16 protein-coding genes are annotated in these 17263 nt (G+C 69.8%); 6 read left to right on the plus strand and 10 right to left on the minus strand.

Annotation, left to right across the window (positions count from 1 at the left end; translation table 11 throughout):
• Positions 1-12 precede the first annotated feature (12 nt).
• Positions 13-1293: a TolC family protein gene (locus tag ACOOGH_RS13375; protein ID WP_420449383.1), complete on the minus strand. Its 1281-nt coding sequence runs from the start codon at positions 1291-1293 to the stop codon at positions 13-15.
• A gap of 120 nt (positions 1294-1413) precedes the next feature.
• Complete coding sequence (locus ACOOGH_RS13380) at positions 1414-2769, minus strand: sodium-dependent transporter (protein WP_420449384.1); 1356 nt, start codon at positions 2767-2769, stop codon at positions 1414-1416.
• Between the two features lie 111 nt (positions 2770-2880).
• On the opposite strand from ACOOGH_RS13380, the gene ACOOGH_RS13385 reads away from it, so the two are divergent.
• Genes ACOOGH_RS13385 through queF form a run of 3 tightly spaced genes read left to right on the plus strand, consistent with a single transcriptional unit; the run spans position 2881 to position 5686 of the window.
• The gene (locus ACOOGH_RS13385; RefSeq protein ID WP_420449385.1) at positions 2881-4032 is read left to right on the plus strand and encodes a hypothetical protein; all 1152 of its coding nucleotides are present in this window, start codon (positions 2881-2883) and stop codon (positions 4030-4032) included.
• On the plus strand, positions 4029-5234 hold the full coding sequence (locus ACOOGH_RS13390; protein WP_420449386.1) for a dicarboxylate/amino acid:cation symporter: 1206 nt from the start codon (positions 4029-4031) through the stop codon (positions 5232-5234). The genes ACOOGH_RS13385 and ACOOGH_RS13390 overlap by 4 nt, the downstream gene beginning before the upstream one ends.
• A gap of 47 nt (positions 5235-5281) precedes the next feature.
• Positions 5282-5686 carry a preQ(1) synthase gene (gene queF / locus ACOOGH_RS13395; protein WP_420449387.1) on the plus strand — a complete coding sequence of 135 codons (405 nt, stop codon included), beginning with the start codon at positions 5282-5284 and terminating at the stop codon, positions 5684-5686.
• 51 nt (positions 5687-5737) lie between these two features.
• On the opposite strand, the gene ACOOGH_RS13400 is transcribed toward queF, so the two are convergent.
• Positions 5738-7282 carry an N-acyl-D-amino-acid deacylase family protein gene (locus tag ACOOGH_RS13400; protein ID WP_420449388.1) on the minus strand — a complete coding sequence of 515 codons (1545 nt, stop codon included), beginning with the start codon at positions 7280-7282 and terminating at the stop codon, positions 5738-5740.
• Between the two features lie 90 nt (positions 7283-7372).
• Between ACOOGH_RS13400 and ACOOGH_RS13405 the strand changes: the two genes are divergently transcribed.
• A complete protein-coding gene (locus ACOOGH_RS13405; protein WP_420449389.1) occupies positions 7373-7930 on the plus strand; it encodes an OmpH family outer membrane protein in 558 nt (185 codons plus the stop codon).
• Positions 7931-7991: 61 nt separating this feature from the next.
• On the opposite strand, the gene ACOOGH_RS13410 is transcribed toward ACOOGH_RS13405, so the two are convergent.
• The 5 genes from ACOOGH_RS13410 to ACOOGH_RS13430 form a co-directional block, all read right to left on the minus strand.
• Positions 7992-8792 carry a nucleotidyl transferase AbiEii/AbiGii toxin family protein gene (locus ACOOGH_RS13410; RefSeq protein WP_420449390.1) on the minus strand — a complete coding sequence of 267 codons (801 nt, stop codon included), beginning with the start codon at positions 8790-8792 and terminating at the stop codon, positions 7992-7994.
• A complete protein-coding gene (locus tag ACOOGH_RS13415; protein ID WP_420449391.1) occupies positions 8789-9436 on the minus strand; it encodes a type IV toxin-antitoxin system AbiEi family antitoxin domain-containing protein in 648 nt (215 codons plus the stop codon). Before ACOOGH_RS13415 ends, ACOOGH_RS13410 begins: the two co-directional genes overlap by 4 nt.
• 83 nt (positions 9437-9519) lie before the next feature.
• Positions 9520-10992, minus strand: a complete 1473-nt coding sequence (locus ACOOGH_RS13420; RefSeq protein WP_420449392.1) for a serine hydrolase domain-containing protein — start codon at positions 10990-10992, stop codon at positions 9520-9522.
• Between the two features lie 11 nt (positions 10993-11003).
• On the minus strand, positions 11004-11537 hold the full coding sequence (locus ACOOGH_RS13425; protein WP_420449393.1) for a RidA family protein: 534 nt from the start codon (positions 11535-11537) through the stop codon (positions 11004-11006).
• Entirely contained in the window at positions 11534-12058 is a 525-nt protein-coding gene (locus ACOOGH_RS13430; RefSeq protein ID WP_420450130.1) for a (2Fe-2S)-binding protein, read from the minus strand. Before ACOOGH_RS13430 ends, ACOOGH_RS13425 begins: the two co-directional genes overlap by 4 nt.
• A gap of 158 nt (positions 12059-12216) precedes the next feature.
• Between ACOOGH_RS13430 and ACOOGH_RS13435 the strand changes: the two genes are divergently transcribed.
• Positions 12217-13722: a hypothetical protein gene (locus tag ACOOGH_RS13435; RefSeq protein ID WP_420449394.1), complete on the plus strand. Its 1506-nt coding sequence runs from the start codon at positions 12217-12219 to the stop codon at positions 13720-13722.
• Between the two features lie 34 nt (positions 13723-13756).
• On the opposite strand, the gene ACOOGH_RS13440 is transcribed toward ACOOGH_RS13435, so the two are convergent.
• Together ACOOGH_RS13440 and ACOOGH_RS13445 are read right to left on the minus strand one after the other, a co-directional pair.
• Positions 13757-14287, minus strand: coding sequence for a Sec-independent protein translocase subunit TatA/TatB (locus tag ACOOGH_RS13440; protein WP_420449395.1), 531 nt, complete (start codon positions 14285-14287; stop codon positions 13757-13759).
• Between the two features lie 33 nt (positions 14288-14320).
• Positions 14321-14833 carry an HNH endonuclease gene (locus ACOOGH_RS13445; RefSeq protein ID WP_420449396.1) on the minus strand — a complete coding sequence of 171 codons (513 nt, stop codon included), beginning with the start codon at positions 14831-14833 and terminating at the stop codon, positions 14321-14323.
• A gap of 105 nt (positions 14834-14938) precedes the next feature.
• On the opposite strand from ACOOGH_RS13445, the gene priA reads away from it, so the two are divergent.
• Positions 14939-17227 carry a replication restart helicase PriA gene (priA, locus tag ACOOGH_RS13450; RefSeq protein WP_420449397.1) on the plus strand — a complete coding sequence of 763 codons (2289 nt, stop codon included), beginning with the start codon at positions 14939-14941 and terminating at the stop codon, positions 17225-17227.
• Positions 17228-17263: the final 36 nt, after the last annotated feature.

A 17263-nucleotide genomic window follows, 5' to 3' on the forward strand; every position in this document is an offset into this window, starting at 1 on the left:
ATCGCCCTCGGCTTACCGTTCCCCCTCCGGGGCCCGTGCCATCGCGCGAAGGAGGTCGTAGTAGTCGATCCAGGCAACGGATCTCATGGACAGGGCGCTGAGCCGGGCGTTCCGGAAGGCGTTCGCCGCGTCGAGCAGTTCCAGGAGCGACATCTCGTCTTCCCCGTAGGCCGCCGTCGCGGAGGCGAGCAGCGCATCGCCATCGGCCAGGAGGCCGTCCGCCGCGGTCTCGAGACGGGCGCGACTGGAGGCGTACCGGTCCGAGGCCATCAGGAGATCGTTCTCCGCCAGCCGTCTCCGCAGGTTGAGGCGATGGGCGGCCGCGGCACTCCGGGCGTCGGCTTCCTGACGGGCGCCCCCTCCCCGGTCGAAGAAGGGCAGGGGGAGATCGACCCCCAGGCTGACCCCCTCGAATCCATCCAACTGACTTCGGTATCCGATACCGACGGTGGGGTTGGGTATCCAACGTGAGTTGGCAACGGAGAGCTCCGACTGCGCGGCATCCAGATCCCGTAGCGCAGCCTCCAGATCCGGCCGCTCGGGCAGGGCGCCGAGGGCGTCTTCCCGAGTCACCGGGGGCGGCACTCCTTCCAGCCCCGCCGACGGTCCGATTTCCGCGTGGTCGGCCCCGGGAAGGACCAGCGCGGCCAGGCGCCGGCGGGCGTCGCGCGCCCGGAGTTCCGCGTCGGCCACATCCTGCTCGGCCTGCACTCGTTCCAGTCGCAGGCGTCGGGCCTCGTAGGCGGAAATATCTCCCTCTTCCAGACGGATCTCCGCGTCCTCGGCCACCTCCCGGATCACCGACGCGGCCCGCCGAACCGTGACTTCCGCCGCCTCCGCAAACCACGCCAGCGCCCAGGCCTCGCGAACCTCGAACGCGAGCTGAATCGAGTCCGCGCGGAAACGGGCCGCGCTCGCACCGATCGTGTGAGCGGCCGCGCGGTAACGGGCGGCCGTCCGGCCGGGCCACTCCAGGGGTTGAGAGAGGACGAGGTTGTCTTCCCGGTACTCGTCCGCGCCGCGGTCGAGAGCGTCGCGCCGGACCGAGAGCGACGGGTTGAACCACGCACGAGACTGGCGCGCCGCTCCCGCGATCCCGGCAGCCTCGGAGCGCGCGATCCGGAGCGCCAGGCTGTTCTCGGCGAACGCCTCGATGGCCTCCGCCAGCGAGACCCGGCGTACGGCCTCCTGGCCGAGGGCTGCCTGCGGAAGCAGGAGGAGGGCGCCAAGCCCCAGGAGCGCGATGTGGCGGATATTCAGTTCCTCGTTCTGGAAGGCTCGGGTCCGGTTCAACCGAAGTTCGCCGCGGGCGAGCGGCGCTACGCGGATCTCACGGCTAACATCACCAACCTCCTCGCCGCGCAGCAAGTGCGCGCCCGCGGAACAAGTGAGGCCAAGCGGAGGAGTCGCGGTTCAAACACTTGGAATGACCTCCAGCACATCGGTTAGGAGCCACCAGGCGCCGACGGCGAGGATCGCGGCGGGGATGACGAAACGGAGCCAGTAGTAGAGCCAGATCGGCGGCACGCCCCGCTTCGCCCGTCGATCCTCGCCCGCCGCGAGCTGCCGCAGCACTTCGGAGCGGTCGACCGCCCACCCTACCGCGACGACGGAGAGCAGCGCTCCGAGCGTCTGGAATCCGGAACCGAAGGTCAGGTCCCAAGGCGTGAACACGCTCATGTTGATCATGGGCGGGAGCGCGAACACGAACACCACACCGATCGTGAGGGTCACGGCGCGCGAGCGGTCGAGGCGCGTGTTGTCGGTGACGCCGGCCACGAGCACCTCGAGCGCCGCCACGTCCGAAAGGTAGGCGCCGCCGAACAGCGCCATGAAGAAGAGCGTTCCGAACACGGCGCCTGCGGGGATCCGGCCGAACACCTCGGGCAGGGTGGCGAAAAGAAGGCCGGGACCGCTCGCCGGTTCGAGTCCGAAGGCGAACACGGCGGGGAAGATGACGAGGCCGGCGAGGAGTCCGGCGCACAGGTCGCCGCCCGCGGTGAAGACGGCGTTGCCGCGCAGGGGGTCGTCCCGGTTCAGGTAGGAGCCGTACACGACCATGAACGTGCCGCCCAGCGAGAGGCTGAAGATGGCCTGGCCCAGCGCCCCCAGCATGACCGGCGGCGTGAGCGCCACGGGGTCGAATGCGCCGAGGTACCACCGGAGTCCCTCCCCGGCGCCGGGGAGCGTCAGCGAGCGGACGATGAGGGTCACCAGCCCCGCGAGCAGCGCCGGGACGATGAAGCGGCTCGCCTTCTCGATCCCGCCCCGGAGGCCGCGGCGCAGCACGGCGGCGCAGGTGAGGAGGACCGCGCTGGTGCAGGCGCACTGCAGGAGGAAGGAGCGCAGCGAGAACCCCTCGTCCGGGGGCAGGATCGCGGCGGCGTCGATCTCGATGCCGACCCCGGCGAGCAGCCCGGCCAGGGCGTGGTAGAGCACCCAGCCGAGCGCGTTCGAGTAGTAGCCGGTGGCCGCGGTCACGCCGACGAAGAAGATCCAGCCGAGCGCGCGGCCGAAGGGGAGACCGGCCGACTCGAACGCGCCGACCGGGCCGCGGCGGGTGTGCCGGCCCAGCGTCCATTCGGCCATGAGCGCGGGAACGCCGATCAGCACCACGGCCAGGACGTAGAAGGCCACGAAGGGCGCCCCTCCGAACTCGCCGACCATGTACGGGAAGCGCCACACGTTCCCGAGCCCCACGGCGACTCCGATCATCGTGGCCACGAGCCCGAAGCGGGAGCCGAACGTCTCGCGTCTGTCTCGTTCCATCCCCGCTCTCTAGCTTTCCGTTCGCCTGTGGCAGCCGGACCCCGGCCCGGAACCCCGTGAACGCGCCGACGAGCGCAACCTTGCGGGGCGGGCAGGCCGAGAGAAAGGGACGTGCGTGTGAAAGCCCCCTGGTTCCGCCGCTATCTGCTCCCTGGTCTCGTCTTCCAGTCGGCGGTCATCGCCGGCGGATACGGCACGGGGCGGGAGAACGTCGAGTTCTTCCTCTCCATCGGTCCGACGCCGGGACTCGCGGCCATGGCGCTCTCGGTCGTCATCTGGAGCGCGGTGTGCGCGGTGACGTTCGAACTGGCGCGGCGGTTCCGAAGCTACGAGTACCGGAACTTCTTCAAGCGTCTCCTCGGTCCCGCCTGGGGGCTGTTCGAGCTGACGTACGTCCTGCTCACGCTCCTCGTGCTCGCCGTCATCGGGGCGGCGGCGGGCTCGATCGCGGACGAGACGTTCGGGATCCCGTACGCGGTCGGCGTCATCGTCGCCCTGGGGTCCGTCGCGCTCCTCCTCTTCTACGGCAGCACCACGATCGAGCGCTTCTTCGCCGGGTGGTCGGTCGCGCTCTATGCCGTCTACGCGGCGATGGTCGTGTGGTCGCTGACGCGCTTCGGGTCGAGTCTGGGAGAGAGTTTCGCCGCGAGTCCCCTCGAAGGAAGCTGGATCGTGAACGGGATCCAGTACGGAGGCTACAACCTCTCCGCCGCCGTGGTGGCGCTCTTCACCGTGAGGCACATCCAGACCCGGAAGGAGGCCGTGTCCGCCGGACTTCTCGCCGGCGTCATCGGGATGGTGCCCGCTTTTCTCTTCTACCTGGCGATGGTCCCGCACTATCCCCAGATCGTGGCCGAGACCGTCCCCTCGAATTTCATCCTCGAGGCGCTCGGGTCACGGACCTTCCAGATCGCCTTCCAGGTCATCCTCTTCGGCACCCTCATCGAGACGGGGACGGGAATGATCCACGCCGTGAACGAGCGCGCGGCCGCGACCTGGCGCGAGAAGGGCGTCGTCATGCCCAGCTGGGCCCGACCCGCGGTGGCCGCGGTATTCCTCGGCGTCGCGCTCTCCCTGACCCCGCTGGGTCTGATCGGACTCATCCGGCAGGGATACGGGACGATCACGTGGGGGTTCATCCTCTTCTACGTCCTGCCCGTCCTCACCTTCGGCGTCTGGCTCGCCTTCCGGAAACCGGGAGGCCCCGGACCATCGGGCGCGCCCCAACCGCCTGCAATGCCGGGAGGGGGTGACGGGTCGTGAACACGCGCGCCATTCTCATCGGCCTCGCCCTCGGACTGGGACTCGGGGTCGCCGCCTCCGTCACCGGATCTCCGGCGCTCCTGCAGGCGGCCGCAGCCGTGGAACCGCTCGGACAGGTCTTCCTGCGAGCGATCCAGATGGTCGTGATTCCGCTCGTGGCCGCGGTCGTGTTCGTAGGCGTGGGGCGGATCGGAAGCCTCCGCAAGCTGGGGCGGATCGGCGGCCTCTCCGTCGGCTTCTTCTGGATCACGACGCTGCCGGCGATCCTCATCGGGATGGGCGTGATGGGTTTCGCGCTCACCTTCACGGCGCCGGTGCCGCCTCCGACCCCGACGACGGAATTGAACACGGCGACACCGGGCGTGATCGACTTCCTCGTGAACCTCGTGCCGAGAAACCCGGTCCAGGCGGCGGCGGACGGATCGCTACTCTCGATCCTCATCTTCATCGTCCTCCTCGCCGCGGCCACGACGACGCTGCCGCGGCAGAAGCGGGAGTTGCTCACTTCCTTCGCGGAGACGGCGGGCGACGCGCTCATCAAGCTCATGACCTGGGTTCTGTGGACGGCTCCGGTGGGTGTGTTCGGTCTCGCCGCGCCGGTGACGGCGCGCACGGGGATGGCGATGCTGCAGAACCTCGCCGTCTTCATCCTCGCCGTGGTGGTGGGCCTCTTCATCCTGAAGGGTCTCGTCCTCCTGCCCATGGTCCGCTTCGTCGGCGGCATGCGGGCGGGGCGTTTCATCCGCGGCACCGTGGGTACGTACACGGTGGGCTTCAGCACGACCACCTCGGTGGGCACGCTGCCGATGATGCTGCAGGAGGCGGAGAAGCTGGGGCTGCGCAGGGACAGCTACACGCTGATTCTTCCGCTCGGCGCCTCGATCAACCGGCCGGGGAGCGCCCTCTTCCAGAGCGCTTCTCTGGTGTTCCTCGCCGCGATGTACGGGGTCCCGCTCGACGCGGGGCTGATCGCCGCGGCGGTCCTCGCGATCTTCCTCGCCGCGATGACGGTGGCGCCGGTGCCGAGCGCGAGCATCGTGTCGATGGTGCCCGCGCTCGATGTGGTGGGTGTGCCGCTGGCCGGACTCGGGATCCTGCTCGGGATCGACCGCGTGCCCGATGTCTTCCGCTCGGCGACGAACGTCATCGGCCACATGGCCGCCGCCACGACCGTCGATGCGATGACGCGAAACGATGATTGAGCGGAGGAAGAAGCGGATAGGGAGATGAACGAAGGGACGGAGGACGGATGACGAGACTCCCCGCGTCCGGTCCCCTGCCGCGGCCCCGGGACCCGGAGGAGGGACGCGCGACGCTGCGCGCGGAGGCGATCCCGGCGGCCGACGTCCAGCGCGTCCGCCTGCGGGCGCTGGAGTTCACCTCGCTGTGCCCGAAGACGGGACAGCCGGACTTCGGGCGGGTGACGATCGACTACGAGCCTGGCGACCGCTGCCTGGAGTCGAAGGCGCTCAAGTTCTACCTGTGGTCCTTCCGCGACGAGGGGGAGTTCTGCGAGACGCTCGCGGCCCGGATCGCGGATGACGTCGTTTACGCCGTGTCGCCCCGCTGGGTGCGCGTGCACGTCGAACAGAATGTCCGCGGCGGCATCGAGATCGTCGCGACCGCGGAGCGGGGAGAGTCCGGGGCGGACTGAAGCCCATTTCCTCCCCGCGAGCCTGACTGCGCGCCGAGTCGGACGGTCAGGTCAGGGCGCGTGCCGGATGCCGCGGCCGGGTCGGGCGCCGGTCGGCTGCCCGGCCGACCAGGTCTCAACGCCGCCGAGCCACACGCTCTCGATGCCCTCCGCCTGCCGGGTCCCGTTGTCGAAGGTCGACCGGTCCACCACGCGCTCCGGGTCGAAGATCACGAGGTCCGCCCGGGCCCCGGCCCGCAGCACCCCCCGGTCGTTCAGCCCGAGCCGCCGCGCCGGCATCGACGTCGCGCGCGCGACCGCCCTCTCCAGGGTCAGGATTCCGCGCTCTCGCACGTAGTGGCCCAGCACTCTCGGGAAGGTCCCGGCCCCGCGCGGATGCGCGCTCCGCACTCCGCCGTCGCTCGCCGTCATCACCCACTCCGAAGCCATGAAGGTGTCGACATCCTCCTCGTTCATCGTGTGGCCGATGAGGCCCGAGCCCCCGTTCTCCATGATCCACATGTACGCTTCGACCTCGCTCATCTCCTTGCGGCGGGCGATCTCATCCAGCCGCAGCCCGTTCAACTCCGGCTCGGGCTCGAAGGCGACGATCTGGAGCCGACTGCCACCCCCGGCCGCGTCGATCCCTTTCGCCACGGAGTCCGGGTTCGAGAACATCCGCGAGCGGACGACGATCGCGAGCCCCGACTGCCAGGCCGCGTACGGGTACTGGTCCGCCGTCACGTCCAGCCCCGCTTCATTGGCGACTCGAATCCGTTCGAGCACATCCGGCGCTCGCCCCCACACGGAGGCGTTGCCGGCCTTGATGTGTGAGATCTGCACGGGGAGATCCGCCTCGCGCCCGATGCGGATCGCCTCGTCCACGGCCTCGAGGAGCCCCTCCTCCTCGTCCCTCATGTGCGACATGTAGAAGCCGCGGTAACCGGAGGCGGCCCGCGCCACCGCGATCAATTCGCCGGTGGAGGAATAGAAGCCGGGGTCGTACTCGAGCCCGCTGGAGAGGCCGAAGGCGCCCTCCGTCATTCCCTGCTCGACGCGCACGGTCATGTCCGCGATCTCGGCGTCGGTCGCGGTCCGTCGGTAGTCGTCGCCCAACACGAGCCTGCGCACCGTTCCGTGTCCGACGAGCGTCGCCACGTCCACGGTCGGACGGAGTTCGTCGATACGCGCGAGGTAGTCGGAGATCGGCCACGGCGAGGATCCGTCGGCTCCCACCACGATCGTCGTGATGCCCTGCGCGAGCTGGGTCGTGGCCAGCGGCGAGTCGAACAGGCGGTTGGTGGAGTGGTTGTGGATGTCGATGAAGCCCGGGGCCAGGACGAGACCCGTCACGTCGCGCCGCTCGGCAGCGGGCGGAGCCTCCACCGTACCCGGCGCGCCGAGGGCCGTGATCCTGCCTCCCTCGATGAGCAGCTCGCCCACGTAGCCGGGCGCGCCCGTTCCGTCGACGAGCGTCGCGTTCTCGAACAGGACCGTGGCCGCCTGCGCCGCACCGCTCTCCGGAGCGCCGAGCCCGCCTGCGGCTCCCACGATCAGCGCCGGCAGGAGGCGGAGGCCTTGTCCGCGCTGGCGCGCGCGTTTCGTTCGATCGGACATATCGCGTTACCTTCGTGTTTCCGTGACGATGAAACCGGTTGGGTCCCCCCCAGGGTAGACCCGCCTCGGCAGGTCCAATAGAGGAGAACGATGGAAAGGTACGCACGCCTTCTGCTTTCGTCCGCCGCGCTGCTCCTGACGCTGGCGCCCGCGACGCTTGTTGGCCAGGCCGAGAGCCCGGCCGCTGAGGCGCCGCTCAAGATCGGCGTCATCGACCTGGACGCCGCCGCGTTCGGGTCGCCGGCTGGTCAGGAACTGGCGCAGCAACTGACGGACTTCCAGCAGGAGCTCGCAGCCCAGCTGGAGATCCGTCAGGAAGCAGTGCGCGTGATCGAGCAGCGGGTCGCCGAAGCGGACAGCCTGACGGTCGATGAGCGCCGGGTACTCGAGCGCGAGTATCAGGACGCGCTCACGGACTTCCAGCGCTACCAGCAGGACAAGCAGGAGGAAGCGACCGCGCTCCAGACCGAGGGAGTCGAGCGGATCCGGGCGGAACTCGGCCCCGTGATCGAAGCGATTCAGGTGGAACTCGGGTACGACCTGATCCTGAACGGGACGAGCCCCATCATCATCCTGTTCAGCGAGCGCGCCGACATCACCCAACTCGTCATCGACCGCCTGGCTGCGAGCGACTCCCCCGGCTCGTAAGAAGGCCTCCTCGAAGGCTACACCGCCCGTTCGAGGGAGGCGGGCTGAGCAGGCTCGCTCGTCAACGGTGAGGGCGCAGCAGGACCATCACATCGGCCCGCGCGGGCACGTCGTCGCTCTCCAGAAACGGGCGCGTGTCGGCTTCGACCTCCTTCCACTCCGCGCCCGTGATTCGCGCCGCGACCGTCTCGCGCCAGGTGTCATCCGTGAGCGTCGGCGCGGTCGGTTCCGTCTGGCGACGCGACGCGTTCAGGAACTCCAGATTCGGGGGCGGCCACGCGGGATCGCTCAGATACCAGGCGAGATCGTAGATGTCCCTCCCCTTCATCCAGGGCCGGTGGAGCACCGCATGCAGTTTGCCGGCCAACAGCGACGCCCGGTCGTGGTGGTGGATCCGCAGTGACACGTGCCGCCGCACGAGGCGCGTCTCGGTCACCGCACCTGCGGGCGGCCGGGTGTCCACCTCGAGCTTGATCCGGAGTGTCTCGTCGCGGTGGCTCGACAGACCGAACTCGTGGGGGAGTCCCCGGAAACGGAACCATCCGGCGTGGACGGCATCCGCATCGCGCAGCGAAGCCATCGCGTCGTAGCCCTCCCGCCGGAACTGCGCGGTGATGGACGCCAGCCAGCGCCGCGGATCGTAGCTCTCGCCGGGCCCTTCGAGGGCAAAGTCGAGATCCTCGGAATACCTCGGCAGCCTGTACAGGAAACGCAGTGCCGTGCCGCCCTGGAACGCCAGCGGCGACATGGCCCCGACCCTCTGCAGACCCTCCAGGATTCGCGCCTGCAGGTATTCTCGCATCACGTTGCGCCCGGCGTGGGGATCGAGATCCCGGACCAACTCCCGGAGATGGTCCTTCACATGACGGGCAGGGGTTCGTAGGCCGGCGTCGGATCGCTCGCACGGCGGATGACGTGGGCCGCGGCGCGGGCCAGCTTCGGACTCCCCGTGGCGGCCGCCATGGCTCGCAGGCGCCCCGGCGAGAGTTCCTCGAAATCGAGACGCAACGCGTCGATCCAGGCCGGGGCATCGCCGCCCGGCTGCAGGTGCGCCAAGTCGAGGAAAGCCTTCTCCGGGCGGGCGACGAACGCGCCCTGCCCGTCGATCAGACCCACGAGTCGATAGCCGGTACGCAGCGACGGCTTCACGTAGCGGAAGGAGAACCGCCCCAGCGGCGTCTCTCTCACATGGGGACGCGCGGGACCGCAACTGGTGACCTCCGGGACGTATTCCGGAATCGCGTTCGCGAAGGCGAGCGCCGACAGCCCGCTCACGTACGACCCGGGCGAGAGGCGGTTGGCGACGAGGAAGGGATGCGGAATCACCTTCCGATACGGCGGCGCCAGCGCGAACAACCCACGCCGTAGCCGCAGCACCTTGCCGGCTGCGCACCATCGGCTGAGTTGCGCCTCCAGACCCGGCTCCGAGGCTCTCCCGCTTCGGAGGAAGCCTGTCTCGAACACCGGCTCGTCCGCGACGATTTCAAGCAACTCTGCGAATGTCATGCGGAAAACGTGCCGTGTTCCGCAAGTAACCGCAATGAGTTTCTTGTGTGCAGCCTGTATGGGAGCGGAAAGGCGCCGAGTCCCTACCCGGGAAGCGGTTGCGTCAGCTTGATGAAGAGCAGGTTCCGGACCCGGCCTCCCCCCACGCGCATCGCCGAGACGGAGCCGCCCGGTGCGCGCTCGAAGCGCACCTCGCGCATGAACCAGCGGTCCGTGGCGAATTCGTCGGGGGCCCGCGGCTCGAGGGTGATCTCGCCGTGGCGAATGTGGCGCGCGACGAGCCCGTCCTCGGTCGCCTCGAGGTGGTAGAGGGCGTCGACTTCCTCGCTGTAGTAGCTGCCGACGTATCCGACCAGCGTGGCCCGGTCGGGCGCTGGGGGCGGCACTGAATCGGCCGCCGGAGACGGCGCATCTTCTTCCTCCTCCTGCGGCGCGGCCTCGGGGAATACCTCGGCGAGGACGATCTCCGCCACCTGCCGGGCCCGCCCGCCCGGATTGCCGTTCGCGACGTTCGTGAGGACCACGACACCGACGTTCGCCTCGGGATACCAGATCGCCTGCGTCCGGAACCCCGCGTCGGCGCCTCCGTGCCCGATCGTGCGCAACCCGCGGTGCTCGCCCATGCTCAGGCCGTGCGCGTAGGGGATCGTGTCACCGCCGTTCAGGACCCCGCGCGTCGTCATCATCTCCATCACGCGCGGGCCGCCGACCGTCTCGTGCCGGAAGTTGTCGAGCCAGCGGGCGAGGTCGTCGGCCGTCGTGAACAGGCTCGTCGCCCCCGCGTTCGCGTAGCTGAGGACCGCCTTCGTGAACTCCGCTCCGCTGTCGTCGTCCGCCGGGACCGGACGGTAGGAATAGGCGCGGTCGGGGACTATGTGCTCGTGGTCATCGTGGAAGTGCGTTCGGTCCATCCCGAGCGGCCCGAAGATCCTCGCGGCGGTGAACTCCGGGAAGGACATGCCGCCGACCGCCGCCGCCGTCTGCGCGAGGAGGGTGTAGCCCATGTTGGAGTAGAGGTACTCCGAGCCGGGCACAAAGTTGAGTTCCCGCTGGCGTGACATGAGGCCGAGGATCTGTTCGGTCGTGATCACGTCGTCGAGGCGCCAGCCGGAGATACCGAGAAGCTGCCACTGGTCCCGGATCCCGCTCGTGTGGTGGATCATCTGGCGGACGGTGACCGGATGCTCGAACCGGGGGACGAACTCGAGGTGCGCCTGCACGGGGTCGTCCAGCGAGAGCGCCCCCTCGGCCGCGAGCATGGTCACCGCCATGGCCGTGAACTGCTTCGACACCGAGGCAACGTGGAAGACGGTGCGCGGGGTGACGGGGACGCCATGCTCGATCTGGGCGTAGCCGTAGCCGCGCGAGTGAATGATCTCGCCGTCCCGGATCACCGACACGGCGGCGCCCGGCGAGCCCGGGCGGTCCAGGTCGGCGAATACGGCGTCGATCCCCCGCGCAAGATCGGAGGAGGGGGACGGACCTCCGGCGCCGCCGCACCCGCCGAGCACGGCGGCGGCGAGCGGTAGGAGGACGGCGACGGCTACGGGACGCATTGCGGGCGCGATCAGGGATCGTGGAGTTCGACCAGCATCTCGATCTCGACCGACTGGTCCCGCGGGAGCGACGCCATGCCCACGGCCGCCCGGGCGTGCTTCGAGATCGCGGGGCCGAACACCTGCTCCATGAGGTCGGAGCAGCCGTTGATGACCTGCGAGTGCTGCGTGAACTCGGGGGGCGTGTTGACCATCCCGAACACGCGCACGATCCGCTTCACGCGGGAAAGGTCGCCGATTTCGCGGGCGAGGGAGGCGAGCAGGCAGACGCCGACCCAGCGCGCGATCTCGTAGCCTTCCTCGACGGTGTGATCGAGGCCGACCTTCCCGGTGTTGCTCTCGTCGAGGCCGCCGCAGGGACCGTGGCCGGCGAGGAAGACGAGATTCCCCGTCGTCACCGCCTTCACGAAGTTTGCGGTCGGGGCGTCCGGGGTGGGCAGTTCGATCCCGAGTTCGGCGAGACGCTCTTCCGGAGTCTGGGCGGAGGCTCCGGGAGCTAGGGGCAGGAGGAGGAAGAATCCCGTGAGCGCGCCCGCGATCTTCATGCGGCCCCCTCCGGATTGCGCCGTCGGGAGGCGATATCCTCGGGGGTCTCGCCCGTGCGGATCGCTTCGGCCGCGATATCCACGGCCTCGAAGATCTTCGTGTAGCCCGTGCAGCGGCAGAGATTGCCGGAGAGCGCCCGCGCGATCTCCTCGCGCGCCGGGTCCGGATCGCGGGTCAGCAGTCCATGAGCCGAGCACAGGATGCCCGGTGTGCAGAAGCCGCATTGCGCCCCTCCCGTCAGATCGAAGGCGTCCTGGAGCGGGTGCGGTCCCGAGGCGTCCCCGAGACCCTCGACCGTCGTGATTTCGTGCCCCGTCGCCTCGTGCACCGGCATGATGCACGAGAGCACGGCCTCGCCATCGCGGAGGACCGTGCACGCCCCGCAGTCCCCCTTGTCGCATCCCTGCTTCGATCCCGTGAGGCCGAGTCCGTAGCGGAGGGTCTCGAGCAGGGTGTAGTGCGACGGCACCCCGACCCGGCGTCGGTCTCCGTTCACCCGCAGTTCCACCACCGTATGCATGATGATCAAGTTGTCCGGGGGCCTCGCGGGCGGCAACCGAACCGCGTTCCGGGTGCGGTGCGGCTGAGGGCCGCGTGCGTATTGTGTGACGAAAGCCCCATGTTCAGCCGTCTGGATGGAGTCCGCCTGTGGATGACGCCCATTTGAGGGAAGACACGATGCATCGCCTGGTTCGACGAACTTTGCTCTCGTTCCTGCTCTCCGCGGCGGGCGTGGGCGCGCTCGCCCCCGAAGCCGCGTGGGCCCAGGGGCAGCCGCTCGACCGCTGGCTGGTCACGAGCTTGGAGCATGCGGCGGGTGACCACCCGCTTCCCATGGCGGGGCCGGACCGATTCCCGGACCGGAACCTGGAGACGGACGCGGGCGCGTGGACCCTGTTTCGCCGCGACGGAGAGGCGGCCCTGGACTTCTCGGAGTTCGCGGAAGCAGGGCAGGCGACGCTCGCCCACGTGTACCTGAAGTCGGCCGCCGACGCGAGTGTGCGGCTCGAACTGGGCTCTGAGCCCTGCGTGCGGCTCGAGGCGTGGCTGAACGCGCAGTACATCGCGGACCCCGGAAGCGCACACGAAGTACGGCTGGCGGCGGGCTGGAACACACTGCTCGTCGTGCTCGACGGCGAACCCGCGTGTGAGCGGTCGCTCTCGGCGCGGCTCTCCCCGGACACGGGCCCTAATGTGCGCCCCGAGCGCGACGACCGCTCCGGCGACGGGTTGACCGTACAGGCCTCCCGCCCTCCGGGCGTGGGCCCCACTTGGCCCGAGGGTGTCGTGACGGTGTCGGCCCCCCGCGTCACGGGTCTCGTCTGGCACCCGGACGAGGACGACCTGCAGGCCACCCTCAGCTATGACCTCGCGAGTTGGGGTCGCGCGTTCGGGTCCGGCGCGGAAGGCGCCGATGCCCTGGGGATCCAGCGCCCCGAAGCCCCGTTCCGAAACCCGTTCGACCTTCCCCGCCGGAGCGGCGCTACTTCGGACGAGGCAGACGATGCGGAAGGGGACGAGGAGGAGACCGGGCCCACCGACCCGGACGGACTGCGTGCGCGGATGGTCGCGCAGTTGCTGGGCCGGCCGGAAGCCCGTGTCCCGGCGCCGCGAGGGGGCTCCGTCGAGTTGCGCCTCGCGGGCGAATCGCTCGTCGCCGCGTCCAACGAACTCGAGCCGGGCGTGCCCATCACCTTCGAGGGCGTCATCCCGTTCCGGAAGCTCCGTGAGGCGGCGCTGCGGAACGACGGGATGAAGGCCGAGTTCCGCTGGGACCGGGGAGACGGGGACGGGGAGGGACGCATGCCGGCGGCACCTGTACTGCGGGCGCTTCACGGAGCGCTGCAGTTGGCGCTCGCTGCCGGGACCGACGGTGTGTGGCGGGGCAGGTTGCGCGTTCCCGACGCCCTGGCCGGTTTCACGCTCCGGGGCGCGGAAGGGTCGTGGACCGTCGACGGAGCCGCAGTGGAAGACGGCGTCCTGTGCAGCCCCTGCGAGCGCGGCCGGCGGCTGGACGTCGAGTTCCGCGGAACCCCCGGGACCGACGGAGAGGGGCCGCGTGCGCGCATCGCGGACCGCGGTTTTCAGGATCTCCCCGAGACGGGCGCGCCGCCCGCGGTCGAGTTGCTGAGGGCGCTGGAAGGGGATAACCAGCGCTACCGTGCTCTGATCGGCGGCGGGTAGGGGATAGCTCCATCGCCGCCGGTTGCCCGGCGGCTCAGTCGTTCGCCGGATCCTCCTCTTCGGACGGCTCCGGCGGCGCAGGCGATGTCGTGGGCGGAGCGATCACGGGCTCCGCGGACGACTTCGGGCCGAACGTCGGACGCGAGGAGTCCGTCGACCAGGGATCGATGAACTCCTGCGCCGGATCCACCTCATCGCGCGGCGTGGGCGGCTCCTGTTCCTCCAGGACCGGCCCCGCGGCCTCTTCGGAGTCCCCCTCGTCCTCCGTCTCGTCGGCATCGTCGTCGGACGTCTCGGCTGCCGTCGCGGTCCCGGCTGCCGCGGCGGTCCCGGCGATCGTCGCGCTGCTCGCGGCCGCCGGCTTCGAGGGAGTGGACGGAGACTTCCACTGTGTCTCCCGACCCGCCGCCTCGAGTTCGCGCTGGATCTCGTTCATCCCTTTGCGGAACTCGCGGATCCCCTTGCCGACCGTACGCGTGATCTCCGGGAGGCGGCGGGGCCCGAACACGATGAGCACGAGCATCGCGATGAGGAGCATCTCGCCGATTCCGAATCCGGTATTCATGACGGGGCGCTCAGCCGGCCGGCGGGGGCGAAGTCAGGGCGTCAGCGCTCGCAGCACGTCCTCGCCGTAGAACATGCCGATGTACCGGGCCTGCACCGGGGTGACGCGGCGTACAGCCCAGATCAGTTCGACGTGGTTGGGTTCCCGCGGCTCCACCTGGAGCGAGAACCCGCACTCGCCCAGGAGGCGGTCCGCCTTCCTCAGGTTGCACTTGCTGCAGGCCGTGACCACGTTCGACCATCCGTTGTCTCCGCCACGCGAGATGGGAGTCACATGGTCCCGGGTCAGCGACTCGCGATACCCCAGCTCCCGCCGGTGACGGCCACAGTACTGGCAGCAATAGGCGTCCCGCGCGAACAGGAAGGTGTTCGTGACCTGGCGGCGGAAACGGCGGGGGATCTGGATGAACCGGGCGAGACGGATGACGACCGGCGTGTCCATCCGTACGCGCTCGGATCGGATGGGACGCTCGGAATCCACCTCCAGCGCGTCGGCCTTCCGGTCGATGATCAAGCGGACGGCGCGCCGGACCGGAATAATCGTCAACGGCTCGTATGAAGCGTTCAGGGCCAGACAGCCCATGAGCGACCCCCCATTGGTTCGGTGGCGGAAAACAAGCAACCCGGCCGCAACGTGTCAAGCGAAGAATCCGTGAGTTCCGGCGGCGTGTGCGAAGTGGCGGTGGCGCGGACCTTCCTCGGAACGCTCGCGTATTCGATCCCCGCTTCGCTCGTCGGCGCCGTGGAACCGGGCGTGCGTGTCCGCGTCCCGCTCGGCGGAGGGACGGTGGTCGGGGTCGTGGACCGCCTCGGGCTGAGGACGGACCGGGCACGCAAACCCCGGTTGCGGGAGCTGCGCGGCGTGCTCGACGAAGAGCCGGTGATCGACGGCGTTCTGCTCGATCTCTGCCGCTGGATTGCGGACTACTACGTGGCGCCTCTCGGCGTGGTGCTTAGAACTGCCCTCCCGCCGGGCGCCCTCGGGGCCCGGGCCGCCCGCGGGGGGAGCCCCGGACCCCGCACCGAGCGCGTCCTCCGGCTGGTGCGCGAGCTGCGAACGCTGAGCGAACGGGACCGCGCCTTCGGGCGGGCGAAGCGGCAGCGCGAGTTGTACGAGACGCTCGAGTCGGTCGGGGGACAGGCAGGCGTCGGACACCTGGTGAAGCAACTCGGCTTCAGCCGCGCCGTGCTCAATGGGCTCGTGGAGCGAAGCCTGGCGGAGATCGTGGAGCGGGAAGTGGAGCGGGATCCGTTCGCCGGCCCGGTCGAGGCGGAGGCCCGGTTCACGCTGACGCCGGACCAGCTGCGGGTCGTGGGCGACCTCGAGCGCCTCGACGCCCCGGGATGGGTCGCGCTCCTGCGCGGCGTGACGGGCTCGGGAAAGACCGCGGTCTACCTGGAGGTGCTGGAGCGTCAACTGAGGTTGGGCCGGTCGGGAATCGTGCTCGTGCCGGAGATCGCGCTCACGCCCCAGACCGTGCAGCGCTTCCGGGCGCGCTTCGGCAACGAGGTGACCGTGTTGCATTCGGGGCTCTCGGATGGGGAACGCTTCGATGCGTGGCGCAGCCTGCGCGAGGGAAGGAAGCGGATCGCGATCGGCCCGCGCTCGGCGGTGTTCGCGCCGGTTCGAAATCTGGGCGCGATCATCGTCGACGAAGAGCACGAGAGCAGCTACAAGCAGTCCGATGTGCCGCGCTACCACGCCCGCTCCGTCGCGATCATGCGCGCGCGGCTGGAAGGAGCTCTGTGTGTGCTGGGGTCGGCGACGCCCGCCCTCGAGAGCTGGGAGAACGCGCGCACGGGCCGTTACCACCTCCTCGAACTCGAAGAACGTGTGACGGGCCACGGACTCCCGTCGGTGGAACTCGTCGACCTGCGCGCCGACGTCGGCGAGGACGGGGGAAGAGACGCGGGGGACCCGCCCCGGGACGCGGGGCCGCGGGTCTTTTCGACGCGGCTGCGGAAGGCGATTTCCCGGCGGCTGGACCGGGGTGAACAGACGATCCTCTTTCTCAACCGCCGCGGTTACGCCTCCTTCGCGGAGTGCGCGGCCTGCGGTCACGTGTGGAGCTGTGGCGCCTGCTCCGTGACTCTCACGTATCACCGCCGGCGCAGCCAACTCGTGTGTCATCACTGCGGCTCGACGAGCCCGCCCCCCTCGGACTGCGGTGAGTGCGGGGGCCCCGCGCCGCGCTATACCGGGGTCGGCACCGAACAGGTCGAGCGCCGCGTGGGCGAGCTCTTCCCCCGGGCCGCTATCGCCCGCATGGACCTCGACACCACGGGCTCCAAGTGGGCGCACGTCGAGATCCTGGAGGCGTTCCGAAGACGGGAGGTGGACATCCTGCTCGGGACGCAGATGATCGCCAAGGGCCTCGACTTCCCGCAGGTCACGCTCGTAGGCGTGATCAACGCTGACGTGGGTCTCCATCTGCCGGACTTCCGCGCCAGCGAACGCACCTTCCAGCTCCTGGAGCAGGTCGCGGGCCGGGCCGGGCGGGGCGACGAACCGGGGGAGGTGCTGGTCCAGACCTCGCGGCCGGGGCACTACGCCCTCGCCGCCGCCGCCGGGCACGACTACGTCGGCTTCGCCGAGCGCGAACTCGGGGACCGGGAGGAACCCGGCTACCCGCCGCACCATCGGCTCGCGAACCTCGTCGTGTCCGGCAAGGCCGAGTCCCGGGTGATCGATGTCGCCGAGGAACTCTCCGAGTGGACGCGCCGGCTGATCGGCGACCGACGGCTCGCCGGCATCGAGGTTATCGGCCCGGCCCCATGCCCCATCGATCGGCTCCGGGAGCGCTGGAGGTGGCATTTCCTCGTCAAGGCGGATCGCGCCGCAACGCTCGGTGGCGTCCTCCGGTTCCTGGGCGAGCAGCGGGGACAGCCCGGGTCGGGCCTGCGGCTCGAGATCGATCGGGATCCCGAGGCACTCCTGTGAGCGGGGCGCGCGGGGCGACGGGTACCGCGTTTCGGT

It is taken from the genome of Candidatus Palauibacter sp. (assembly GCF_965213655.1).
In the GTDB taxonomy this organism is placed as follows: domain Bacteria; phylum Gemmatimonadota; class Gemmatimonadetes; order Palauibacterales; family Palauibacteraceae; genus Palauibacter.